Origin of the sequence: Thalassotalea sediminis, from assembly GCF_030295915.1 — a bacterium.
Lineage (GTDB): Bacteria > Pseudomonadota > Gammaproteobacteria > Enterobacterales > Alteromonadaceae > Thalassotalea_C > Thalassotalea_C sediminis.
Window position 1 is genome coordinate 3,443,713 of sequence record NZ_AP027361.1, and the last position, 26,086, is coordinate 3,469,798.

A 26,086-nucleotide genomic window follows, 5' to 3' on the forward strand; every position below is an offset into this window, starting at 1 on the left:
AACTATTGACACTCAGACATTGATGTCAGCCCTAAATGATTGACGAACCTTACTTCCGGCTCTAGCAAAATATTAAAGCTATCGTCGACTTTATTCATCACTATCGTTGCTAGTTCTACAATTTTATTACCGGCCATACCATCATAATTAATAAGCACCAAGGCTTGTTTTTCATGAACACCAACACCATCAAGGCGAAAGCCTTTTAAGCCAGCCTTTTCAATTAACCATCCTGCGGCAAGTTTGTATGTATTGTCATTCATTTTATAACTTGGCATATGAGGATATTTGGCGATTAAAGCTTGATATTGCGCCTGCTCAACAATTGGGTTTTTAAAAAAACTTCCTGCATTGGGCAATTTACTGGGATCTGGTAACTTACTCTCACGAATTTCGATTACTCGTTGCATCACATCAGCTGCAGTGACATTATCTTGTTCAAAATTAAGGCCATTGTAAGAAAGCTTAGCCGTAAAGGTTTTCGACAATTTAAAGGTAACTTGTGTAATAACTCCTTTACTTTGCAACGTGTTTTTAAAAATACTTTCGCGGTATGAAAACTGACAATCGCTATGTTCGAGTTCGATAACTTTTTGCTGAGCAAAATCAAACCACGATACAGCGTGCACAACATCTGAAAGCTCTACACCATAAGCACCAATATTTTGCACTGGCGCTGCGCCTACACTGCCAGGAATTAGTGCTAGGTTTTCAATACCGTAATAGCCATTAGCGACACAATAGGTGACCAATTGATGCCAATTTTCACCACAACTTACCGTTAACAATACGTAATCACCTAGATCTCGCGTCGATTTTCCTAGAAACCGAGGGCGAATTATCGCGGGGGTATCTGTGTCTACAAAGAGAGTATTACTCCCTTCACCTAACAGGTAAAAATTTCCCTGACAAGCAGCATATGCTAATTTAAATTCTTCGAGATTAGCAGGTTCAAAATACTGCGGGCACGAAGCAGGTACACCTAATGTATTGTGCTCAGATAAAGTAAAAGGTTGAAAGCTTTGCATAGTGCGTGAAAGTTAAAGATTTGAGGTAGTGTAATAAAAAATGACAGATGAAGAAATGTTTAAACCTGTTAAAGGTAAAATTACTATTAGCCTTGTTTCCTCAACGGCAACTTAATGATATTAGCCATATCATTGTAATATTTATTATGGTATTTGTCGGGGTCAATGTTTTCACTTTGATTAATCACCACACCTTGAACAGGCGCGTTTGCTTGTTTTAATAGTCTTAGTCCTGACGATATTTGGTCTCGTTTAGTTTTTCCACCATGAACAACATACAGTACGCTGTCAACATTACGCGATATAATCACTGCATCACTTACAGCGTTAACAGGTGGCGTTTCAATAATGATTCGATCATAAAAATTACCAAAAACTTTAATCAACATATTAAAGCGTTTCATTGATAAAAATGCTAAAGGGTTAGCCGGTGTAATACCTGACGTTAGAATGTCTAACTTGACATGACTATCTCTGATAATACATTCATTAATTTGATGTGTTTTAGCAAGTAAGTTTGAAAGCCCTGGTCTGTGTGGCTCTAAATCTAAATTTTTATAAACCGTTGGGTGACGCATATCCGCTTCTATCAGCAATACTTTTTCCATTTCACTAAAAGAACGTGCGAGTTGTAATGCCACCGTTGTTTTTCCTTCATTTGGTAAAGATGACGTAATGGCAATAACTTTCGGCGGTTTTTGTTCTGAATTGAACAATAGTGCTGTTCGCAAGGTTCTGACTGCTTCAAGAAATCGATTATCAGTATGATAACCTGGCTCCTGCGATTTCTTTGTCTTCGTTTTAAACTTAGGTAGCACGGCAAGTACAGCCGCATCGGTAAACGATTCGAGTTTGCGACGAGAATTTAACGTATCCATTAACAACTCACGCATAATGACAACAATAGAAATTACCGCAAAAGCTAAAATAAAGCTCATGATAACCATTAACGATCGGTTGGGTGCCGCTTTATGTTTGGGCGTAATGGCTTTATCAATAAAACGAACATAAAAATTCGCTTTATAATTTCCCATGGCATCGGCCTCTTTAAGGCGTACCAAATAGTTGCTATAAAGTTCTTTGTTGGTATCAACTTCACGCTCTAATTGTGAGAATTTATTTTGTAATCGCGTTAACCTTAAATACTGCTGCTTTGCTTCTTCTAAGCGTTGGTTCATGCCCTTAACTTTCTCAAGCGCATTTAAGTAACCTTTTTCTAGACTCATCACAAGTTCAGAAACAGTTTCAGTCATATTTGTGCGAATGGCATCAAGATCGGCTTGCGCGACGATTCTTTTTGGGTGTTTAGGGCCATATCTTTGTGACAGTTCATTAAGCTTTCGCTCCGCACGTTCCTCGTTCACTCTTAATTGGCTAAACGCAGGCTTGTTGGTGATTTCTTGTAATTCTAATAACTGATCAATGCTGTTCTTATGTTTTTGCACATAGTCATAAGTCACTTTAAGATCATCAACTTCTTTCGACATTCTTAATGCAGCGGAAGTTAACTCAGTGAGTTCTGCCGAAACGAGTCCTGCAACACCTCGAATATCAACAATACCTTGCTCTTCTCGGTAGGCTTGTAATGCTAATTCAGACGCCTCTAATTTTCTACCAAGCTGTTCAAGTTGATCAACGAGCCATTGAGATGTTGACTCCTTTGAAGCACGGTGAATTTCATCTTGATAATGCAAATATGTTTGCCCTATTTGATTGGCAACCTGTCGAGATAATTCGGGAAAATACGACGTAAAGGTAATTTTGACTAATTCTGTACCGGGGATAGGGGAAATCTTTAATCGTTTGTGAAACTCTGCTACCACCTGTTCGATTGAGGGCGCCTCTTTCTTTCGGCTTAATTCAGCAAGAAAACCTAACTTATCATTGAATTTACCACTGTTAAATTCTTCATGTTCTGTCAGGTTGAGTCTTGTTATGACGCGCTCTGCAAATTTCCTAGAACGCAGCAGTTCATATTGTGTTTGAATTTGTTCTAAACTGGCGCTCGATTCATTAAAAGCATCATTTATCGACAGCGTATTACTCGGTTTGTTGCTACCAATTTGTAAAATTGCACTCGCTTGGTATGAAGGTTTGAGTAGCGATGAATAAAAAGCAACGATACAAGTAACAACTAAAGTTAAACACACAATTTTCCAGCGCCTAGTCCATAATGGGCTAAACACCTCTTTCAGTGCGACTTCATCTTGCACTGTATTTATATGTGTTACATCATTGTTTATCAAAAGAAACTTTGCTCTATTTCAATTATGTCGTCAGGTAATATTAAGGTCGCAACATCGGCGTTTAATAAAACCGTTTTTCCATTTACAACTCTGGTTATTTTCCATTGTGTTTTAGAGGCTCTCGCCGCTAAGCCTCCGGCTATTGCAATAGCTTTATCCAAGGTTAGATCATCTTGAAAAGGATAGCCTCCAGGCATCTTAACCTGACCATGAATAAAAAAGGGCCGATATTCAACAATTGACACGCTCACTTGAGGGTTGATCAGATAGTCGCCTAGTAATCCTTTTTTAATTTTTAATGCTAATTGCTTAGTCGTTAAACCATGCACATGTAATTCGTTTAAGAACGGGAAGGTTATCTTGCCAGACTTGTTTATTCTTACTTTAGTTGTTAAGTCAGGTTCATTGTAAACCGTAATTGCAATACTATCACCAGAGCCTAGTTGATAGTCCGAAGCGTTCGCAAAACTCGTATAAATTAACAGTAAAACAACTAAAAATCGCATACTTTTTATCCAATAGTTAAATGGTAACATTAATACCAATAGAAATACTATTTCGCTGATACTCAAATGTGGACTTTGTCGAACGTAGATCCTTCATTTGATATTTCAAAAATAAACGCAACTCTTTTGACAAGTGATAATCAAGCTTAATGGCTGAATTTAGATAATCTTCTTTTTGCTTTTGAGCCTCAAATGTTACCTGCTCTTGGTTAAAGCCAATACTAGCTGACAAGGAAATATACTCTGACCATTCATTTGTCAAAGTCATCATATGCTTATCGACTAATCGGTAGCTGTTATTTAATCGATTCGCTTCAGCGAAGTCTCGCTCTGAGGTTAGATTAAATGTTAACGACTCTACAGGTGACCAGTACCAAGATACTCGCCACTTGAAGGCATCATCATTTTCAAAGGTAGATTGTTTGAACGTAATATTTTGATAACCCAAAAGCATAGAAAGCTGATTAACCGCTGACTTAGGCCACTTTCCACCAATAAGCGCAGTATATTTTTGCTTGTCATAAATAGCTTGGTATTCATATTCAAGTTGTTCAAATTCCAAGGCGGCACTTAACATGGTGCCACCGTCAAGTTGGTAATCGAAAGAAGCCTTGCCATAAATGTTGCTATTATCAAGCTGTTTAGTGACTTCTCGCCGCGTTTGGTACTTATTGTTACTTATCCCAAATGCGACTTCTAAAAGGGCAACTGAGGCACCACCATATTGGAGCCCCATCGAAATATCGGACAGTTGCCTTTTATCACCTTTGTTAAGCATTTCAGCGTTAGCTAAAGATAACCCTGTTCCTCTTAATTCATATTGTTGTTGGTGATTAGCGCGAATAAAAATCGTTTTATTATCTGCGAAACGCATCATATATTGAGGGGAAATAGACACATTCGTATGGTCGTCCTGTTCAAACTCATCATACTTTGTGAGGGTTGTTTTAACGTCTAAAGAGAGTAAATGCCTATTGTTTACAACTTGCAGAAACAATTCCGGTGACAAAGCCCAATAATTTGTACTGTGTTCATTGACGTCGTCAAATAAGAAGTTATCAATCCTACCTACTTCACCATTTATTGCTAAATTAAACGTGTTGCCAACAGGTAAATTTTTAGAAGAAGTTGCTAAAGTAGTAAACGAACATAGCGCTAAACTACCAATAAAAAGGAGATGTTGCTTACGGTTCATATGCGATAATCTTATTATTGTTTTTAAACTAAAAGGCCATTATTTTTAGTATTGCTTGCCAAAAACATCCATATTACCAAAGCACTTAAAAGTAACATTTTTGTTACATTACCTTTTTAACAAAAATAAAGCAAAAAATGCATTAAAAATATGCACCTTTACACTGTTCACATTAATTACCACTCAAAAAAATACCGCCTTATGGCGGTATTTTTAAATTGACTTGATGAGTACTTGCGACTTTCGTTGAAAGTTATACATTTGCTTTTTACCTTCCGGGAGTTTATCTAGCGGTTGTTCTATAAAACCCTGCTCCATAAACCAATGACCACTTACAGTCGTAAGAACAAAAAGTGACGTTAAACCTTTTGCTTTAGCTCTTAACTCTAATTCACTCATTAAACGTTCACCACGATTACCATTGCGGTAGTCAGGATGTATTGCAACACAAGCGATTTCACCAGCACTTGCCTCTTTATATGGGTACAACGCTGCACATGCAATAATGACGTCTTCTTTTTTTATCACCGTAAAGCGATGAATTTCAACCTCTAGTAATTCACGGGAACGCTTGACTAAGATACCTTCTTGTTCAAGCGGCGCAATAAGCTCAATGATCCCACCAACATCATCAATGCTTGCAGTACATATTTGTTCTTTGTGATCTTTAGCGATTAGTGTACCAGCGCCATCACGCGTAAAGAGTTCTTGCAGTAAAGCGGTATCACTTTGATAACTGACACAGTGACAGCGTTCAACACCATTTTCACCACAAGAAATTATCGCACGAAGTAGTAATTGACGAACATGGCAATCATTTTCGTCTAATAACGTTTTGACGGTGCGAACACTACAACTGCGTATGAGTTTACCTTCAGAATCAGTTAAACCTTCATCTTCGGTGAAGGTGATAAGTTTATCAGCTTCTAAAGCGATTGCTGTTTGCGTGGCAACATCTTCTAAGGCTAAATTAAAAACCTCACCTGTTGGTGAGTACCCTATAGGCGATAATAAAACAATTGAGCCATATTCCAGCTGCTGTTGAATACCTTCTGCGTCGATGCGTCTTACTTTACCTGTATATTTATAATCAACACCGTCACGCACTCCCATAGGTTTAGCGATGACAAAATTCCCCGTACTAACACGAATTTGTGAACCATGCATTGGAGAGTTTGCCAGCCCCATTGTAAGTAACGCTTCAATATGAAGGCGCATTGAGCCCGTAGCGTCTTTTACCGCAACTAACGTTTCAGCATCTGTAACCCTGACGTTATTTTCAATAATACGCTCAATACTTCTTCGTGCCATGCGGTCTTCTATCTGTGGTCTAGCACCGTGTACAACAACCAAACGCATACCAAGACTTCGCATTAACGCGATATCATGAATAATATTCGCAAAATTTGGGTGCGTTACGGCTTCACCACCAAACATAAGCACCACAGTTTTACCACGGTGCGCGTTAATATAAGGTGCAGCGTTTCTAAACCACTTAACGTAACTTAATTCGTTATTTTCCATTTGTGTCTATCACTTCATCAACCAAGAAACATGTCTTAGATTATTTACTAGGGTCAACGTTATACTCCATTGCCACTTCATCGGCTGGATCTTTATCTGGCCCTGGCTGACTATCCTCAATAATGTTGTCAGCTAACGACGATTTATCGATAAGTGAAAACCCTAATTGATTAAAGTAGTTAGGGATGTACGTCAATACAATGACTTTTTCAAGCTCAATTTGATGCGCAAATTCTAGTAAATATTGAACCAATGCTTGCCCTTGACCATTGTTATGTGCACTTTTATCAACGACGACAGAACGTATTTCGGCTAGGCCAGTTTGATAAATATATAAAGACGCGCAACCAACAACCTTACCATCAAGCTCGGCTACTACAAAGTTTTGAATATCATGAATAATATTGTCTCTTGAGCGCGGTAAAATTTCGCCTTTTTCAGCCCAGAAATTCACCAATTCAAATATCGCATCTACATCTGGCATTCGAGCTCTACGCACTGACATAGCAGCAGCACGCTGAGCATTTAATCGTTGCTGAACTTGTTTCAGTGCCACTTTAATTTGTTGCTTACCAGGGGCACCAACGACTTGTTCATTCAAAATTTCTTCGTTACCTGACTGCGTAGTTGCTAATGCTTTTTCTACTTGTGCACGTGACGTTCCACCAAGCGCTTCACGCTTATCTAAGGTCGACTCTATCGATAAATGTTGATAAACGTCATGTTCAATTTTTTCACTAAATGTTTGCAGTTGTGTCAATGTGAGATCTTCCAATGGAACACCTTTATCAATTGCAGCAAGTACGACTTCGCCTACAATATGATGCGCTTCACGGAACGGGATATCTTTACCAACAAGGTAATCAGCAAGTTCAGTCGCATTAGCATAACCTTGTTGGGCTGCTGCCAAGGTTCTGCTTCGATTAACTTTTAAACCATCTGCAACTAGCACTGCCATCTCCATACACTCTAACCACGTTTCCATAGCATCAAAAAGACCTTCTTTATCTTCTTGCATATCCTTATTATAAGCTAATGCTAACGCTTTCATGGTGGTAAGCATGCCAGTTAATGAACCGAAAACCCTACCCGCTTTACCACGAATTAATTCACATGCATCAGGGTTTTTCTTTTGTGGCATTAAAGAGGAGCCTGAGCTAACGAGGTCACTCATTTCTACAAAACCAGCTTCCCCCGAATTGTAGAAGATCAGATCTTCTGCAAAACGCGACAAATGCATCATAGAAATGCTCGCCGCAGACAGTAGCTCAATAACATGATCACGATCTGATACTGCATCTAAGCTGTTCATAGTCGCCTTTCTAAACCCTAAGCGATGTGCCAATGCATTACGATCTATAGGATAAGCCGTGCCTGCCAATGCCCCAGAGCCAAGCGGAGAAACATCTAAACGGTATATAGCATCTTTTAATCTACCGATATCACGGTTAAACATTTCGACATAAGCTAAACACCAGTGACCAAACGTTACTGGTTGAGCCCTTTGCAGGTGGGTATAACCAGGCAACACAGTACCTTTTTCACGCTCAGCTAAGTTCATCATAGCTTGTTGTAAATTAACTAAAGCGATAAGAAGTTCACCACCCGTTTCTTTACACCAAAGCTTCAAATCAGTCGCCACCTGATCATTCCGACTTCTGCCCGTATGAAGCTTTTTCCCTAAGTCACCCGTTTTTTCAATGAGTTGAATTTCAACCCAACTATGAATATCTTCGGCATCAGAGGCTAATATCTGCTTGGGATTTTCTTCAACAGATTGTTTTAGTTCATTTAAGGCCGCAGTTAAACGTACTAATTCGTCGTCATTTAATACACCAACTTCATGGATCGCCTCTGCCCAGGCCATAGAACCTACAATGTCTTGCACTGCCATGCGATAATCTACCGGCAATGAATCATTGAATTTTTTAAACTGCACGCTAGCTTTCTCTTTAAACCGTCCGCCCCATAATGCCATGATAATATTTCCTTTTGATTACTTAGCGTCTTTTTGTGAAAGTGCAGTTATTCTACTAGATAAACTAAACAAACGAATAAAGCCTTCTGCGTGTTTTTGGTCATATACATCATCAGCACCGAATGTTGCAAAAGCTTCGGAATATAAGCTGTTTGGTGAACGACGTTGTGTAACCGTAGCGTTGCCTTTATACATTTTAACAACAACATCACCTGTTATTTGCTCAGCAAATGATGCAGCGGCAGCTAACTGAGCTTTAGCTAATGGCGTAAACCAACGGCCATCATAAATAACGTGAGAAAACTCTAAACCTACAGACTCTCTAAATTTTAATGATTCTTTATCTAAAATGAGAGTTTCTAAGCCTTTATAGGCAGCCATCAACACAGTGCCACCTGGTGTTTCATAACAACCTCTAGATTTCATGCCCACTAAACGGTTTTCAACGATATCAATTCTACCCACACCATGTGCTGCCGCTTTATCATTAAGGTACATAAGCGCTTCATATGCAGATAATGCTTTGTCGTCAACTGCGACCAATTCACCTTGCTTAAAACTAAGCGTTACGGTTTCTGGTGTATCAGGTGCATCCATAGGATCAACTGTCATGGTCCACACTTCTTTTGACGGTTCACACCAAGGATCTTCTAGTTCCCCACCTTCATGTGAAATATGCCATGCATTAGCGTCACGACTATAAATCTTAGTTAATGAAGCTGCACATGGAATATTACGTTCGGCAAGGTAATCTAGTAAGTCTTCACGCGATACCATATCCCACTCACGCCATGGCGCAATTACCGTTAATTCGGGTGCTAAAGCTGCAAAACAAGATTCAAAACGTACCTGATCATTGCCCTTACCTGTACAACCATGACAGACAGCATCGGCGCCAACTTTTAACGCCACTTCTACATGCGCTTTCGCAATGACAGGACGTGCCATTGACGTGCCGAGTAAGTATTGTCCTTCGTACACCGACCCCGTTTTTAAAATAGGAAAAATATAATCTTTTACAAATTCTTCTTTTAAATCTACCACATGACACTCAGAGGCCCCTGAAGCAATAGCCTTCTCTTGAATACCTTCTAACTCTTCTTCACCTTGACCAACATCTGCGCAAAAAGCGACCACTTCACAGCCATCATAGTTTTCCTTTAACCAAGGGATAATTGCCGATGTGTCTAAGCCGCCTGAGTATGCTAATACTACTTTCTTAATTTGTTTTTTAGTTGCTAAAGCCATTGTTCTACCTATTAAATCTGTTACGTAAGTTTACTATTAGTCAATTAAAAGCGATGTTAATACCGCACATTGTGCCCACATTCTATTTTCAGCTTGCTGAAAGATTACCGACTTATTCTCGTCATCAAATAATGCGGTTGTGATTTCTTCTTCCAAATGAGCTGGCTGACAATGCATTACTAAACTTGCTTGCGCTTTGTCCATTAATGCATGGTTTACTTGATAAGGATGAAACTTCTCTAGTAATGCATTTTTATCTTCGTCACCTTCATTCCCCATTGAAACCCAAGTATCGGTATAAATAACGCTCTGCTTACCGAGCTTGTTCATATCCGTTGTAAAAATAAACGTGGAGCCACTTTGCTCTGCAAGTTGCTCCGCCTTATTTAGCATTGTTTGTGAAGGTCCATAACCTTCTGGGCATACCAGTGTAAAATCAACACCTAGTATCGCCGCCATTAACATCAATGAATTAGACACATTGTTGCCGTCGCCAACGTATGCAAGCTTTACCGTTGATAAATCATCAAAGTGTTCAGCTAAGGTGACAAAATCCGCTAAGGATTGACAAGGATGATAAACATCACACAAGGCATTTATAACGGGTACCGAGCCATGCTCAGCAAGCTCCTTTATTGACTGGTGTTCAAATACCCGAGCAACAATTAAGTCTGCATAACAAGACAAGTTCTTAGCGTAGTCACTAACGCGTTCTCGCTCACCTAGTTTTCCGTTTTGTTGCCCTAGATATAGCGCATGACCGCCTAATTTATTGATGCCCATGTCAAAACTAACATGAGTACGCAGTGATGGTTTTTCAAAAATCATCGCTACTGATTTTCCTGCCATAACCTGATTAAAGTTATGAGGTGCATTCTTTATCTCGATCGCTAAGCTGATTAGAGATTCAATTTGTGATTTTGTTAATTGGTCATCAGCCAAATAATGGTTTATAGCCATGATAAAATTCCTAAAGTATCAAAAAGTCGTTAATTCGCTTCAATGCGGGTGCCGATATGTTCGCCAGCTAATAGCTTTGCTATTTGTTCTGGCTGTTTCCAACTGGCAACCGCGATACTTCGTCGTAATTGTTTTGCCGCATATAATGCAGCGTTAACTTTGGCTGTCATTCCTCCTGCGATAACCCCTTGCTCAATAAGTTGCGTTACGCTTTGTTTATCGAGGGATTCAATATATTGACCAGAGGCATCCTTAACGCCATTCACATCAGTTAACAGCAATAAATCAGCGTTTAATAACTGGCATATAACAACCGCCGCATCATCCGCATTAACATTAACTAATTCACCACTTTTTAACGTACCGATAGATGAAATAATGGGTACGAAATGTAATTTGAGTAAACTATCAAGTAAGGTACTGCTCACGGCATTAGGCACCCCGACTTGCCCCAAACCTTTATCACTTAACTGACATTCAACCATATTGCCATCATGCAATGACAATCCAACAGCAGACAAACCTATGCTGTTCGCCTGCCCCACGATTGTTTTATTAACAGTGCCCGCAAGAGCTCCTGCAATTAAGGGAATTTGTTCTTTTGGTGTAACACGTAAGCCATGCTTTTTTTCCGTTGTAAAACCGGATTTAGCTAACATTTGATCAACAACACAGCCACCACCATGAACAAGTACTACCGATTGACTCTTTAAAGAATCTATAACAGTCAGCAATGCGGAAAGTGCACTGTCATTTTCGAGAATGGCACCGCCAATTTTTATCACCAAAGGTTTAGTTACTTTACGCATTACGCAGTCACTCCAGGCACTAGACTGTAGTGGTTTGGTAAACCTAATATAATATTGGCACATTGCACCGACTGTGAGGCAGCACCTTTCAATAAATTGTCAATCGCACAACTTACAACTAATACGTGTTTATCTTCATCTACCTGCCAATGGATATCGGCAAAAGGAGAGTAAGCGACATGGTCAATTTTAGGCCAACTATCAACCAACCTGACAATTGCAGAATCTTTATAAGCCTGTTCGTAGGCTTCTTGAACTTGCTTCGCACTAGTACCAGCTTTTAAAGACAATGTTACTGTTGTCAGTAGCCCTCTTTTATATGGTGCTAAATGAGGATTAAAAATTACCTGAGCTTTCGCTTCCTGGCTAATCTCAGGTTGATGTCTATGCTGTAAGATATTATAAGGGGTCAAACTTACTTCATTAAAACTAGTCGCTAAACTGGCTTTTCTACCAGCCCCACTCACGCCACTGATACCATTAACAACAATTAAGCTATTAGTGAGCTGTAAATCGTTTTCTATAATAGGCTTTAGTGCCAGTAAGCTAGCCGTAGGATAACATCCAGGAACAGCGATTATATTGCTGTCTGAAATAAGCGTCTCATTCCACTCTGCGAGGCCATAAACAGCTTGAGATAACGCTGATAAATCATGGTGTTCAAAACCATAATAGTGCGGGTAATCTGCTGCCGTTTTCAAACGAAAACCACCAGATAAGTCAATAACCTTGACACCTTTGTTAAGAAATTGCTGCGCCCATTCAGCACTGAACTCATGCGGCGTTGCAAAAAATACAGCATCAAGGCTAGATGCATTTTCTAAAACCCACTGAGACGAGAATGCAACCAACGTTTTGTCACAAACACCTTTGTAACGAGGATGTAATGTAGAAAACTCAGCACCAGCTGATTCGCTGTTTTCGGAAACTAACAGGTGATCAATATTAATTTTGTCGTGGCGAATTAACAGCGCAACAAGTTCTGCACCAACATATCCACTCGCACCCACTACTGCTACGTTCATAACACCTCAATATAATTGCAATTCTATTCACTAAACACTAGCTAATATAAAATAATTCAAAAGCCAATGATTGATTTTTAACAACCGATTTTTAATTCAACCACTTTAGATGAGAATGAAAGAGATTCATACCGTTTAGCTAAATCTTAAAATAAGTTTCATTAAACGATAGCCAGAACTCATTCGGTTCATTACACTAGAAATGCATTCTAATTTATAATGGGTAGTTATGCAACAAATTAGCATATATACCCAAAAATAATTACAGGTAGATAAACTATGCGCCAAATTCCAAATTTTGTTCAGTCTTTACAGCAACTTATTGCAAGTCCGTCGATTAGTTCAACACAAGAAAGTTGGGATCAAGGTAACAGCGACATTATAAATATACTGGCAACCTGGTTTGAAACTCTTGGCTTTGACATTAATATTCAGCCAGTCCCTGGAACGCGTAACAAATTTAATTTGTTAGCCAAGCTTGGTTCCGGCGAGGGAGGATTACTACTCGCAGGACACAGTGATACTGTGCCTTTTGACGAAAACCGTTGGCAGTCCGATCCTTTGAAAGTCCTCAGCAAAGAGGACAAATTTTACGGACTGGGTACATGTGATATGAAAGGCTTTTTTGCGTTTATATTGCAAGCATGTGAACACATCAAAAAACAAGACTTAAAAAAGCCTTTATATATATTAGCGACAGCAGACGAAGAAACGACAATGGCCGGCGCGCGATATTTCTCTGAGAATCAATTTGTAAAACCTGATGCAGCTATTATTGGTGAGCCCACAAACCTTGTTCCGGTTATTATGCACAAAGGGCATATGTCGCATCGTATAAAGGTACAAGGAAAATCAGGCCATTCCAGCACACCAGAGTTTGGTGTCAATGCAATTGAAATAATGTCTGAGGTTATTACTGCTCTGCTACAACTTAAACAAACCTTATCACTAAACTTTCAAAACGAATCGTTCGATGTACCTTCACCAACATTAAACTTAGGTGCAATAAGTGGCGGGGATAACGCGAACAGGATTTGCGGACAGTGTGCGCTCGACTTAGACATGCGAGCGCTACCTGGTATGGCAGATTCTGAGCTTATTCAACTACTCGCTGAATGCTTAGCACCGCTAGCAGAAAAATATCCCGGTCGTATCACTTTTGATGAGTTACATCCTAGCTCACCGAGTTTTGAACAAGCAAAGGAAAGCGAACTGGCAACCTTGTCAGAGCATGTTTCTGGGCATCAATGCTGTGCGGTAAACTACGCTACTGAAGCACCTTTTATTCAACAACTTGGGTGCCAAACCATTGTTATGGGGCCAGGCTCTATTGCTCAAGCGCACCAGCCTAACGAATTTTTAGCCTTTTCAGAAATTACTAAAACACAACATATGCTTGAAAAAATGATAAACCATTACTGTTATTAAGCGAGCGCGGGCGAATACGTTTTTACCTTATTTCGACCCGCCGATTTTGCTTCGTACATTGCCTTGTCCGCGTGATTGATAGAGGTTTCAATATCGTTGTACTCATGTACTTCACATACACCAAAACTAGCCGTTAATTTAATACTGCCTTTTTCTGTATTTAAGACAATATTTTCAGTTTCTTTTCGCATACGTTCTGCAACAAACTTTGCTTTAGTAATACTCGTTTGTGGTAACAAGACAACAAACTCTTCACCGCCATATCGCGCAAGAACATCTACTTTTCTTAATGTTGAAGCCAGCACCTTTGAAAATGCCTTTATCGCGCTATCGCCGGCTCTATGTCCAAAGCCATCGTTAATATCTTTAAAATGGTCAATGTCACACATAAGCAAACATAAAGGCTCACTATGGCGTTCACTTGATGATAGTGCAAGCTTGGCTTGCTCGAAGAAAAATCTGCGATTATATAGCCCAGTTAATGGATCCGTCGTTGCCTGTATTTCCAATTCTTTTCTTGCGTCGAGCATGTAGCTGGCAAATAAGAATATCGTAACGCCTGACATATAGGCGGGGGCAAAAACAAAAACGACTTTCATAAATTTACTATATAAGCCAGCTTCTACCATACCAGTCACACTGATCAAATTAACGATCAATAGCACAGAGTGAATGAGCAATATGGCCGCCATCCCCTTATCTCCAGTATTAGCACCATTTTGTCGATTCAATAAGGTGTATGCACAAATTAAAGAGCATATAACATTAAAACTATAGGCTGATTGCACACTATAGCTCTCAATTGAAATATCAATGCACAAGTAAGCTAACGTTAACGCATAAATTATCCACTCTCGAATCTGACTTTTGCATCGCCACAAAATACCAATGGTTAAACTGGCATTCGAGATTGCAAAACTAATATCGGTTAATAGATCATTTAACGGTGTGGGATTGCCGATGAAATCAGCAATAACAATGAAAAAGAAAATACCTGAAAAGTAAAATAGCCTAAATGCTATACGCGCGGGTTTGTCTCCAGCTTTATCTTGAAAAAGCAACGAAGCAACAAACATTACAATCGAAATCAAAATTACCGCTAATGCGGTCTCAACATGTGTATCCATACAACTATCCTTGTCATTCACCATGCTATTTTAGCATAGATTAACAACAACACACTGTCTAATTATGAGCTTTTTACCCATAACTTTTGATGATTCTTCATGCCAAAGTACTCGCCAGCATTCCAGCAACGCGGTAATAAGTCGAGCTTTTTGCGCTCTTGATAGTTAGAGGCAAGCTTTTCCAAAATTTCATTAAGTCTATCCTTGCTTAACGCTGCGAATTTTTTCGCAGTTTGAGTATTATACAAGCTAATATCATCAACAATTTCAATATCCTGCCCCCTACCAATAAAGGTTAGCCCCCTAGTGGCGGTTCGACATTTGGGATGTTCAGGATTATTGGGATATAGCTGATTAACTATAGCGTATTCATAATGTTCACCATGCCTTCCATCAGAATCTTGAGGAATAAACGTAACACCAAAACCTTGCGGAAAATCCCCAGTAATTGTTCTTAATGTATCTACCACAACTTGGCTGCAAGCACCTTTTTCGGCGTTTTTGTTTAAAGCTTGATAGACTTTGGGAAGTAATTTGTAATTGTAACTTGGTTTAGTAGATAAAATAATAGAGGCGTAAATTTGCGGCACCTTAAGCAAATTACCAATCCCTTGTTTTGGTGCAATCGCATTTTTTAGCAAATGTTTAATAAAAACGAGCTTTTTATGTTCTGCGATATTAAATTTTTCACGATCGGCTTTAGAATTACCGACATACATGGGCGCTCCAATACCCTCTATTAAAAACCGTATAGTTTCTCTGTAGTTAATTTGCAACAACTGCTTTCGCTCTTCTACAGGCAATGTACGGTGAGGATCTTGAGTACCATCTTCTCCTCTAACAATACGCTGAGCATCAGGGTGGAAGTGACCAATATCTTGTAATAGTGACGCCATCATGACCGGTATTTGTACTTTCTCAACAAACTCGGCGTAAATCTCAGGGGTTTTCTCTTGCATGAGTTTATAATCTTCACCAGTGATATCACCAATGACAGACTTAACGTGACCATCTTTAACCGCAATCACTTGATCGATATACAGCTGATCTAACAACCTCAAGGTTAATACAGCCTTATAAAAAGGTTTATTACGCTCGTTGGCTTCGGGAACACGCTTGCCTTCAGTAGGGCACAACAATTGAATGGTGCCCAACACCTGTGCTGATTTTCGGATAGTTTCGGCAAAGTTATTACCTTCGGTTAATTCCAAAATATCTTTGCAAACCGTGTATAGGTAATTGTATCTATCACTGCTTTCTAACTTAGATTCTTGCTTGAGATCGCGATAATTTCGTTCTAGCTTCTCTATTTGCCGTTTTGCATCAGCATCATCTTTTTGGTGAGACAACTCTTTAATACGTTGACTTAGCTTATCGAGTTTATGTTGTTGAACCGTTTGTTGCTCATAAAACTCAATCGCCTGTTCTAACAGCGAATCTTTTAATACGCTGCGACCATACAACTTGTTCAGGATAGCCTTTACTTGCGTGGTAAAATTAGTATCAACTTTATTGGACATATAAGGTACTGGCGAATTTCATCACAGTTAAGCTATGATCAGGTTAAAAAATACTATTATAGCTCAATTTTATTTCATTATTAAAAAATTAATCAATCTAATGAAACAGTTAACTGCAATTCACAAGAACATCGTTAAATGTATGATTAATTTTCTTCGATACTTTTAAGTTTAACAACAGATGTGCGATTAACAAGTTGCTGACACAAAGCAACGAGATCTGAATGTAACCCTCCAGCTGTAACATCTCTACCAGCGCCTGGTCCTCTAATGATCAACGGGTTATCTTGATACCACTGACTTTTTATTTGAAAAATATTATCGCATGGTGTCAAACTAGCAAACGCATGGGAATCTGGTAGTACCGCTAATCTAACTGACGCTTTAACAGCATCACCATTGGCTGAAAAACTTGCAATATAACGGATACATGCCTGCTGACTTTTTGCATGAGAAAGTGCGTCTGCAAAATAGCTGTCTAACGCTTGCGCCGAATCCAAAAACGCTTCGGTCGTCAATGATTGCAATGGTTCTGGTACAAGGTCTTGTCGTTCAATATCATCTAGTGACAAGGTAAATCCTGCTGCTCTTGCCAAAATAAGTAATTTTCGTTGAACATCACGTCCAGATAAATCTTCACGTGGATCCGGCTCAGTAATACCTTGAGCGAGTGCATCCAGCATTAATACTGAAAACGGTACACTACCATCATAAGTTTGAAATAACCAAGATAAAGTGCCCGAAAATATTCCCGATATATCAATAATTTGATCGCCACTACGCTTTAAATCTTCGATCGAATAGTGCACGGGTAAACCCGCACCTACCGTTGTATTACCAAGCCAGATACTTTTATGCGTTTGTGCAGCATTTTTTAATGCTTGGTAGTGTTCTGTCGACGATGAAGCTGCCCATTTATTTGCGCCAATAACATGAATACCACGTTGAAAAAAGGGCAAATAAAGCTCACTAAATGATTCACTTGGCGTAATATCAACTACCACTAATTCATCATAAGGATGATTACTTAGCCAAGAAAATAATAGATCGTTATCATAATTTTTTGCTTGCTCTGCAAATAAAGAAAGCGCCTGATTCACTTCTATGCCATCGGTGTTTATTAATGCCTTACGCGACGAAATTAACCCAACAAGGTGAACATTTTCCAACACAGCGACAGACGCGAGTTGATTTGGTAACATTTCCAAAAACCGCTGCCCTATATTGCCTAACCCGGCAACAACAACACCTATATGACGTGCATCTTTAGTCATGTGTCGATGAACATTATTGAGTAATTCGGTCGTACAAGGGTTTATTAAAACCGCTATCAAACTGTGACCGCTTGGCGAGTTAACAATAGAAAAGCAGGATTGATGCTTTAAAGCACGTTTAAATCTTGCCTTTACTTGCCCTTGAGAAACAACATTATGACCAACAACTGCGAGTATAGAGCATGGCGTGAATGATACCTCAGTATCATGTGCAGCGAGCCATTGAGATACAGCTTTCTGTTGTTCTTGTCTAATAACAATGAATCCTGCATTGGTATCTGCGCCAAGTGCATTAAATACACTTTCTGCTTGCTTGCCAGAGTCGCCGATAAAACTTTCAGACTGAGCTAAAATTAAATCATTAGTATACGTAACCGACAGCTCTTGTTTTGCAATTTGCCCGAACTTTCCAATTTCGGTGCCAGGTACTGCTGGGTCAAAACTACTCGCAACATGTAAATGTGTATTCGTTGCCGTAATTGGTTGTAATGTTTTTGCATGTAGCACTGGGTTGCCAAGTCGCCCTAATTCTCTTGCAACGGCATTTGGTAGACGATGTAACTTTCGAGCTTGAGGTACAACACGAGGATCAGCGCTATAAATACCATCAACATCCGTCCATAACGTGACATTATTTGCATGCGTTAATGACGCCATTATTGTTGCAGAATAATCACTACCATTTCTTCCCAATGTACAACTTTTACCTTTGGTATCTTTACATATGTATCCAGTAACAACTAACAATTGATTCGTTCTAGAACATTCCCTGTACTGGCGTAAACTTATTTCACGTTCAACAAAACAGTCTATTGCATTATTAACAACCAAAAAATCACGTGAATCCAACGCATAACTTGGACAAACAGTTTCGCTTAGCACCGATGAAAGTAAACGTGCCGACCATATCTCACCAAACGCTAGCAGTTCTGCTTCATATTGTTCTGGAGCAGCTAACATCCACTCGGATATTTGCTGTATATCACTGGCAAGTAAAGTATTTAATCTTGCTGCACTTGCCGCATTTAATAGACTGTTAATAAGTGCTGCTTGTTGATGTTGCAGCGCTAAAATAACTTCTGAAAGATCAGCACCTTTTTCGATTGCTAAATGATAAATGCGGAACAGTTCATCAGTCGTATTACCATTAGCTGAAACGACAATAACATCATTGAGTTGGCAATGTTGACGAATAATGTCAACAACACGCTCAATACACTTAACCGACGCCAGCGAGCTGCCGCCAAATTTATGAACATTAGTCGCATGCTTCGCCAACTGGTTTTGTTCTGCGGTTAACTGTTCTACAACATTAGCTTGATTCATCTATATTCTACTTTCTATAACTTATTACTTTTGACTAGCGTTTAAACCTTGTTCTAGATCGGCGATGATATCTTGATAGTCTTCAATACCAACCGAAATGCGCACAAGAGATTGACTAATACCCGCTTCTATTTGTGCAGTAATTTCCATACCAGCATGTGTCATCGTTGAGGGGTGACTAATTAAACTTTCTACACCACCTAAAGATTGCGCTAAAGTAAAAAGAGACAGGTTATCAAATAAAATTTTAACCGCTTCTACGCCACCTTTAACTTCAAAGCTCATCATCGAACCAAACGCAGCTTGTTGCTTTTTCGCAATTTCATAACCTGAATGATCTTTAAAACCTGGATAATACACACGCTCGACTGCAGGGTGTTTACGTAAGAACTCAGCGACAACGTCAGCATTTTCTTGATGCTGTTTCATACGAATAGGTAAAGTTTTAAGCCCTCGTAATGCAAGGTAACTATCAAAAGCTGAGCCCGTAATACCGATGCAATTCGCCCACCAAGCAAGTTCCTCACCTAATGATTGCTCTTTGGTTACCAATACACCACCAACAACATCGCTATGACCATTGATAAACTTAGTGGTTGAATGGAATACAATGTCTGCACCTAATGATAACGGCTGCTGTAAAATTGGTGATAAAAACGTATTGTCTACAGCGACAAGTGCGTCAACGTCATGGCTTTGCTTCACCACATCGGCGATATCAACAATGCGCATTAATGGATTACTTGGCGTTTCAACCAATACAAGTTTAGGTCGTTGGGCTAGCGCATTACTCAGCGCTTCTTGATTATTTTGGTCGACAACTAATAATTTAAATAGCCCGCGTTTAGCAAGGTGAGTAAATAAACGATAACTACCGCCGTAGCAGTCATGTGGAATAACGACAAGATCATCTGTTGTTAATAGTTGGCAAATAAGATGAACAGACGACATACCTGTAGAAGTAACAATGCCAACAGCCCCACCTTCAAGATCAGCAATAGCTTGTGCAAACGTCGCTCTCGTTGGGTTACCCGTGCGAGAGTAGTCAAACTGACGTTTATCATTAAATCCTTTCAACGCATAGGTACTCGATAGGTGAATAGCAGGGATCACCGCACCATGATGTTCGTCAGTATTAATACCTGCGCGTACGGCAGTTGTCGCTAATTTGCTATTTTTCATGTCACTAATCGCCTTTTTATTACATTTATTAATCAAATAGATGTTTGGACGTCCAAAAGTCTATACGTTTTAAAATATGAGTTCAAGTACTTTAGACATCTAAACTTCTACACATTCATTATTGACTAAGATGTAACAACCAGTAAAATCACTTTAATCAGTATTATAGGTAACTAGAGGTCTTTCATGGCTGAATGGAATGGCGAATACATCAACCCATACGCAGAACACGGTAAAAAAAGTGAACAAGTAAAAAAAATCACCGTTTCTATTCCACTGCGTGTATTAAAAGTATTAACCGACGAGCGCACACGTCGTCAAATTAATAATTTACGTCATGCAACAAATAGTGAGTTATTATGTGAAGCATTTCTTCATGCATTTACCGGTCAACCATTACCGTGTGATGATGATCTTGCTAAAGACAATGAACATCGACTACCTAAAAGCGTACGAGATGCCTTAGCGGAAAAGGGCATTACCGATTTAAGTAAATATGAAGATGAAGTAGATTAATTATCACCGTAGTCTTCATGTTTATCTTGTGCTAAACCAGTATCATTAAGTTGAGCGCAATCACCACAAAAACATTGTTATGATTGCGCAATCAAGTTGCTATAAATATTTATCGGGTAATGGCAACGCAGCAACGCCTGACTCTACCGCAGCTATCGCGACGGCTTTTGCAACGCGATGACAAAGTCTAGGATCCATTGGTTTAGGTATAATGTATTCTTTACCAAAAGTCAGTTCATTATCACCACTTGCTGTTAACACCTCTTCAGGTACGGGTTCTTTAGCAAGTTCACGAATAGCGTGAACACACGCTACTTTCATATCAGCATTTATTGTACGTGCACGCACATCTAACGCACCTCTGAAAATAAACGGGAAACATAAAACATTATTCACTTGATTTGGATAATCAGATCGACCCGTTGCAATAATTACATCGTTTCTGGCCGCTTGCGCGACTTCAGGTTTAATTTCAGGATCAGGATTAGAGCACGCAAATATTACTGGGTTATTCGCCATAGATTTTACATGCTCAGCAGATAGAACATCAGGGCCCGATACCCCTACAAAGACATCAGCGCCATCAATGACATCTTCTAGTGATCTTTTATCTGTGTTGTTAGCAAACAACTTTTTATATTCATTTAAATCAGTCCTACGCGGATGAATGACGCCTTTTGTATCTAACATATATATCTTTTCGCGCTGTGCACCACAGTTTATTAATAGCTCCATACACGCAATGGCTGCAGCGCCAGCCCCCATACAGACAATATTCGCATGGCGAAGTTTTTTCCCTTGAATTTCAAGCGCATTAATCATCCCTGCTGCCGTTACAATCGCTGTACCGTGTTGATCATCATGAAAAATAGGAATCTTACAGCGTTCTATCAGTGCTTTTTCAATTTCAAAGCACTCAGGCGCTTTAATATCTTCAAGATTAATGCCACCAAAGCTGTCTGCAATATTAGCAACTGTCGTGACAAATTCTTCTACTGTCTTATGTTTCACTTCAATATCAAACGAATCAATATTGGCAAAGCGTTTAAATAATAATGCTTTACCTTCCATTACGGGTTTTGCCGCCATTCCCCCTAAGTTACCTAAACCTAATATCGCCGTACCATTTGTGATAACAGCAACAGTGTTACCTTTTGCTGTGTACTGATAAACTGCCTCAGGGTTTTCAGAAATTTCTCTAACCGGCTCTGCGACACCAGGGCTATATGCAAGTGCCAAATCTTGGCTTGTTTCAGCTGGCGTTGTTAGTTCAATGCTAATTTTTCCAGGTTGTGGAAACTGGTGGTAATCGAGGGCTTGTTGGCGAAAGTCCGTCATAGGGGTGTCCTTGTGCGTTATATTAAAAGGTTAAAGATATTTATTGTTTTTATTCTTTCCGGCTATAGTAAAAGATACTACTAGTCATTAGCAACGCTGACCAGTAACCAATCTTTGCTCGCTAACAGTAAAGATAATCTGCTTTGACGATAAATTCACATAAAGAGTAGAAATGATCGCTATCTTATTAAGAAATTATGGTGTTTGTTTTCATAAAACCAGCGACATTGACGCTATTCAATCAGCTTATTGTCGTCATTAATCGCTATTTTTGACAGTTAGCTAGTTTTATTTCAACATTACGAACGGTAACATTAGCCTAGGTATTTATAACGATTTACGAACAGTTTGCTATATATGGAAATAAAAGAATATAAGGTAGAGAAACCAGAAACTTCGAAATAACAAAGTTATTTATACTCGCTTACATCGAGAATTTTATATTTTGCCTTCAGTTGCTCTAAAAACGCCTGATTGTTCAATAAAAACTGGTCAAATTCCTTTAATACATCAGGATACCTAATTGTGGATAAATGGTATGTATAAACTTCATAAGGGAGGCTTTTATCGACAACAAGTGCGCCTTCTTGGTTTAATAAACGCAAATAATGATTCACTACGTTTGGCTCAATGTTAATCGCATCTACATAACCGTGTACAGCCTGCTTAACCACATTTAGCGTTGATGGACTTTCCACAAGTTTAGTATTACCAGTTTCAAGTAAATCCAACCACATTGTTGGATGAAAGCCAAATATCGTTCCAAGTAATTTTATCTCATCTCTTTTACGGCCCACTTTATCAATTGGCACCATCGCAGCAGCTAAGAGTTCTACCGTTGGTAAACTAAATTTTAATAACGGATAGACACTTCGACCATTAGTCCAACGCGTATTATCGGGATACTTGAAATCAATTGCGTTTTCTTGATACCAATAATTGGTGCGCTTAACCGGTAAAGAAACATAAGTAAAGGTATAGCCTTTATAGCTAGCAAATGCATCGAGTAGCTCTTTAGTATGGCTAGGATTAGGAAAATCGTATAATGGAAAATATGACGTATTTTGAACGCCTATAATGTATTCCTTAGCTGATGTAGCCCAACCAATGGAAATAGCGAGTATTAAAAACAATAATTTCATATGAACCCTTTGCATCGTAAAACAAGTATAGACAAGAACTATCAAAAATCTTGTCTTATGCATCTACTAACAAAGCGAACAAACAGAAGAGACAAAAAAACCACCTTTATAGGTGGTTTTTTACCTCGACTAAAATTTAGTCTTTGAAAGGATTTACCTTAATAATTGTTTCTACACGGTCAGGGCCGGTCGAAATAATATCTACAGGCACACCTGTTACTTCTTCTATGCGTTTAATATAAGCTTTGGCATTTGCGGGCAATGCGTCATAGCTTGTAACACCAACAGTTGACTCATCCCAACCAGCTACTTCTTCATAGACAGGCGTTACTTGCTCATAGCCTTCTGCTGCTGTAGGCGGAACAGTAATAACATCACCATTAGCCAATTTATAGCCAGTACATATTTTCAATGTTTTTAAGCCATCAAGAACATCTAGCTTCGTTAGACAAAAACCACTAATAGAGTTAATTTGTACAGCACGATGCATAGCGACAGCGTCGAACCAACCACAACGACGTTCACGACCGGTAGTTGCACCGAACTCATGACCTACTGTACCTAGATGATGGCCAATTTCATCATCTAATTCTGTTGGAAATGGCCCTGAACCTACGCGCGTAGTATATGCTTTTGTAATACCCAAAACATAATCTAAATAACGAGGACCAAAACCACAACCTGTTGCAACACCACCTACCGTTGTATTTGAAGACGTTACATAAGGATATGTACCGTGATCAATATCTAATAACGTACCTTGCGCACCTTCAAACATGATAGATTCACCATGCTTGCGTGCCTGATCAAGTAATTCTGGAATATCAGCAATCATGCCTTTAATAATTTCGCCCACTTCAAGCGCATCCGCAAGTACCTGGTCAAAATCAACCGGTTCAACCTTGTAATAGTTGACCAAAGTAAAGTTATGATATTCAACAATTTCTTTAAGCTTAGCTGCAAAGGTTTCTGCATTTAGTAAATCGCCTACACGTAAACCTCGACGAGCAACTTTATCTTCATAAGCTGGCCCAATACCACGGCCTGTAGTACCGATAGCCTTACTACCACGTGCTTTTTCACGAGCGGCATCTAGCGCATTATGATATGGCAGAATAAGAGGACAAGCATCACTAATTAAAAGACGCTCGCGTACAGGAACACCGCGCTCTTCTAACATGTTGATTTCTGTCATCAAAGCTTTTGGACAAAGCACTACACCATTACCCACTAAGCATTTAACGTTTTCACGTAATACGCCCGATGGAATAAGATGAAGTACGGTTTTTTCACCGTTTATCACCAAGGTGTGACCTGCATTGTGCCCACCTTGATAGCGAACAACATATTTAGCTTTATCAGTAAGTAGGTCGACTACTTTACCTTTACCTTCGTCACCCCATTGGGTGCCGAGAACAACGACATTTTTACCCATATTCACATATTGGAAAGAAAATTAGGCGGGGATTCTACCAAAATCCCTTATTTAGTCCAAGGAATTATTTGGTGGTTTTTAATACGATTTAAAAATTTAAAAGAATCAGAATAACTTAACAAGTTATTCTTTTTAGCTTTGCTATAGCCATAAGACAATTAAGCCAATAAGCACTACCATAATCCCCATGGTGCGAATGTTACCTGGACTCTCTTGCGCAACCTTAAGAACATAATTTCGCCATTTATTTGGAAACAACGCAGGAACTAACCCTTCTATAATGAGTGCAAGCCCAAATGCGGTCAACAATAACTCTAATGTCATACTAACCCTTATAGTAAAAAAGGCCATGTTCATTAATATGAATCATGGCCTTTATAAATAAAACAAAATATTACTATTTAGCCTTATCTGTCTTTTTCAAATAGCGGAAAAAATCACTGTCTGGTTTCACGACCATTATGTCATTTTTGCTACTAAAGCTATTTTCATAAGCTTCTAAGCTACGAACAAAGCCATAAAACTCTTCATCTTTTTTATAGGCGTCTGCGTAAACTTTAGCAGCTAAAGCGTCACCTTCACCTCTAATTTCAAATGCCTGTTTTTGCGCACTTGCAAGCATTACCGTTACTTTTGCATCTATTGTTGCTCGGATAATCTCAGCTTGTTCTTGACCTTTAGAACGATGCTCCTTGGCAACGGCAGTACGTTCAGCACGCATGCGATCATAAATAGAATTACTTACTTCTGTCGGCAAGTTAATCGCTTTTACACGTACGTCAATTACATCGATACCTAAATCTTCTCGGCTACTTGCTGAGCTTTCTAAAGCTTTACTCATGATCTCATCACGATCACCAGAAACAATTTCTTTGATAGTACGTGAACCAAATTCCGTTCTCAATCCGTTATTAATTTTCTGTTTTAATAGCGCACGAGCATTTTCAATCGAGCCAGAGGTACGCAAATAGTATGTCGAAAAATCAACAATACGCCATTTTGCATAAGAGTCGACCATCAAATCCTTTTTCTCAGACGTAACAAAACGATCTGGTGCTTCATCTAATGTTTGAATACGAGCATCTATCTTACGTACCGATTCAATGAACGGTATCTTAAAGTGTAATCCAGGTTCATAGACAATCATTTCGCCAGCATCATCGCGCTTGATTTTTGAAAACTGGAATACCATGCCGCGTTGACCTTCAAAGACCACAAATACTGCGGAAATTGTTAACATCAACAAGGCGGCAATAAGCACAATTATAAAGTTCTTCAT

General features: G+C 39.2%; 21 protein-coding genes. 2 read left to right on the forward strand and 19 right to left on the reverse strand.

Translation table 11 applies throughout. The annotated features are described in order from the left end of the window. Positions 1–2 precede the first annotated feature (2 nt). From murB to argC, 10 genes are all read right to left on the reverse strand, one after another. On the reverse strand, positions 3–1,028 hold the full coding sequence (murB, locus tag QUE09_RS15660; RefSeq protein WP_286233811.1) for a UDP-N-acetylmuramate dehydrogenase: 1,026 nt from the start codon (positions 1,026–1,028) through the stop codon (positions 3–5). An 86-nt stretch (positions 1,029–1,114) separates the two neighbouring features. Continuing rightward, positions 1,115–3,274: a GumC family protein gene (locus QUE09_RS15665; protein WP_286233812.1), complete on the reverse strand. Its 2,160-nt coding sequence runs from the start codon at positions 3,272–3,274 to the stop codon at positions 1,115–1,117. Beyond that, positions 3,271–3,780 carry a polysaccharide biosynthesis/export family protein gene (locus QUE09_RS15670; RefSeq protein WP_286233813.1) on the reverse strand — a complete coding sequence of 170 codons (510 nt, stop codon included), beginning with the start codon at positions 3,778–3,780 and terminating at the stop codon, positions 3,271–3,273. Before QUE09_RS15670 ends, QUE09_RS15665 begins: the two co-directional genes overlap by 4 nt. Before the next feature lie 16 nt (positions 3,781–3,796). Beyond that, the gene (locus QUE09_RS15675; RefSeq protein WP_286233814.1) at positions 3,797–4,975 is read right to left on the reverse strand and encodes an outer membrane beta-barrel protein; all 1,179 of its coding nucleotides are present in this window, start codon (positions 4,973–4,975) and stop codon (positions 3,797–3,799) included. A 213-nt stretch (positions 4,976–5,188) separates the two neighbouring features. Then, on the reverse strand, positions 5,189–6,499 hold the full coding sequence (gene argA, locus QUE09_RS15680; RefSeq protein WP_286233815.1) for an amino-acid N-acetyltransferase: 1,311 nt from the start codon (positions 6,497–6,499) through the stop codon (positions 5,189–5,191). A 40-nt stretch (positions 6,500–6,539) separates the two neighbouring features. Next, the gene (argH, locus tag QUE09_RS15685) at positions 6,540–8,477 is read right to left on the reverse strand and encodes an argininosuccinate lyase (RefSeq protein WP_286233816.1); all 1,938 of its coding nucleotides are present in this window, start codon (positions 8,475–8,477) and stop codon (positions 6,540–6,542) included. An 18-nt stretch (positions 8,478–8,495) separates the two neighbouring features. Next, a complete protein-coding gene (locus tag QUE09_RS15690; RefSeq protein WP_286233817.1) occupies positions 8,496–9,725 on the reverse strand; it encodes an argininosuccinate synthase in 1,230 nt (409 codons plus the stop codon). A gap of 36 nt (positions 9,726–9,761) precedes the next feature. Then, a complete protein-coding gene (locus QUE09_RS15695) occupies positions 9,762–10,679 on the reverse strand; it encodes an ornithine carbamoyltransferase (RefSeq protein ID WP_286235951.1) in 918 nt (305 codons plus the stop codon). A 35-nt stretch (positions 10,680–10,714) separates the two neighbouring features. After that, positions 10,715–11,494, reverse strand: a complete 780-nt coding sequence (gene argB / locus QUE09_RS15700; RefSeq protein ID WP_286233818.1) for an acetylglutamate kinase — start codon at positions 11,492–11,494, stop codon at positions 10,715–10,717. Beyond that, the gene (gene argC, locus QUE09_RS15705) at positions 11,494–12,519 is read right to left on the reverse strand and encodes an N-acetyl-gamma-glutamyl-phosphate reductase (protein ID WP_286233819.1); all 1,026 of its coding nucleotides are present in this window, start codon (positions 12,517–12,519) and stop codon (positions 11,494–11,496) included. The genes argB and argC overlap by 1 nt, the downstream gene beginning before the upstream one ends. 279 nt (positions 12,520–12,798) lie before the next feature. Here argC and argE point away from each other — a divergent pair, with 279 nt between their 5' ends. After that, complete coding sequence (gene argE / locus QUE09_RS15710; RefSeq protein WP_286233820.1) at positions 12,799–13,947, forward strand: acetylornithine deacetylase; 1,149 nt, start codon at positions 12,799–12,801, stop codon at positions 13,945–13,947. On the opposite strand, the gene QUE09_RS15715 is transcribed toward argE, so the two are convergent. The 4 genes from QUE09_RS15715 to metB all read right to left on the reverse strand — a co-directional run bounded on the left by QUE09_RS15715 (position 13,944) and on the right by metB (position 20,376). Continuing rightward, entirely contained in the window at positions 13,944–15,074 is a 1,131-nt protein-coding gene (locus QUE09_RS15715) for a GGDEF domain-containing protein (protein WP_286233821.1), read from the reverse strand. The two genes, argE and QUE09_RS15715, sit on opposite strands and share 4 nt — an antisense overlap. Before the next feature lie 62 nt (positions 15,075–15,136). After that, the gene (locus QUE09_RS15720) at positions 15,137–16,594 is read right to left on the reverse strand and encodes a hypothetical protein (RefSeq protein WP_286233822.1); all 1,458 of its coding nucleotides are present in this window, start codon (positions 16,592–16,594) and stop codon (positions 15,137–15,139) included. Between the two features lie 146 nt (positions 16,595–16,740). Continuing rightward, complete coding sequence (gene metL / locus QUE09_RS15725; protein ID WP_286233823.1) at positions 16,741–19,194, reverse strand: bifunctional aspartate kinase/homoserine dehydrogenase II; 2,454 nt, start codon at positions 19,192–19,194, stop codon at positions 16,741–16,743. A gap of 24 nt (positions 19,195–19,218) precedes the next feature. Further along, entirely contained in the window at positions 19,219–20,376 is a 1,158-nt protein-coding gene (gene metB, locus QUE09_RS15730) for a cystathionine gamma-synthase (RefSeq protein WP_286233824.1), read from the reverse strand. Between the two features lie 186 nt (positions 20,377–20,562). Between metB and metJ the strand changes: the two genes are divergently transcribed. Continuing rightward, positions 20,563–20,892: a met regulon transcriptional regulator MetJ gene (gene metJ / locus QUE09_RS15735; protein ID WP_286233825.1), complete on the forward strand. Its 330-nt coding sequence runs from the start codon at positions 20,563–20,565 to the stop codon at positions 20,890–20,892. A 99-nt stretch (positions 20,893–20,991) separates the two neighbouring features. Here the strand turns inward: metJ and QUE09_RS15740 are convergent, their stop codons facing one another. From QUE09_RS15740 to hflC, 5 genes are all read right to left on the reverse strand, one after another. After that, entirely contained in the window at positions 20,992–22,230 is a 1,239-nt protein-coding gene (locus QUE09_RS15740; RefSeq protein ID WP_286233826.1) for a malic enzyme-like NAD(P)-binding protein, read from the reverse strand. Positions 22,231–22,640: 410 nt separating this feature from the next. Next, positions 22,641–23,372: a hypothetical protein gene (locus QUE09_RS15745; RefSeq protein ID WP_286233827.1), complete on the reverse strand. Its 732-nt coding sequence runs from the start codon at positions 23,370–23,372 to the stop codon at positions 22,641–22,643. Positions 23,373–23,508: 136 nt separating this feature from the next. Then, positions 23,509–24,807, reverse strand: coding sequence for an adenylosuccinate synthase (locus QUE09_RS15750; RefSeq protein ID WP_286233828.1), 1,299 nt, complete (start codon positions 24,805–24,807; stop codon positions 23,509–23,511). 141 nt (positions 24,808–24,948) lie between these two features. Further along, entirely contained in the window at positions 24,949–25,131 is a 183-nt protein-coding gene (locus tag QUE09_RS15755; RefSeq protein ID WP_286233829.1) for a DUF2065 domain-containing protein, read from the reverse strand. A gap of 73 nt (positions 25,132–25,204) precedes the next feature. Next, complete coding sequence (gene hflC, locus QUE09_RS15760; protein ID WP_286233830.1) at positions 25,205–26,086, reverse strand: protease modulator HflC; 882 nt, start codon at positions 26,084–26,086, stop codon at positions 25,205–25,207.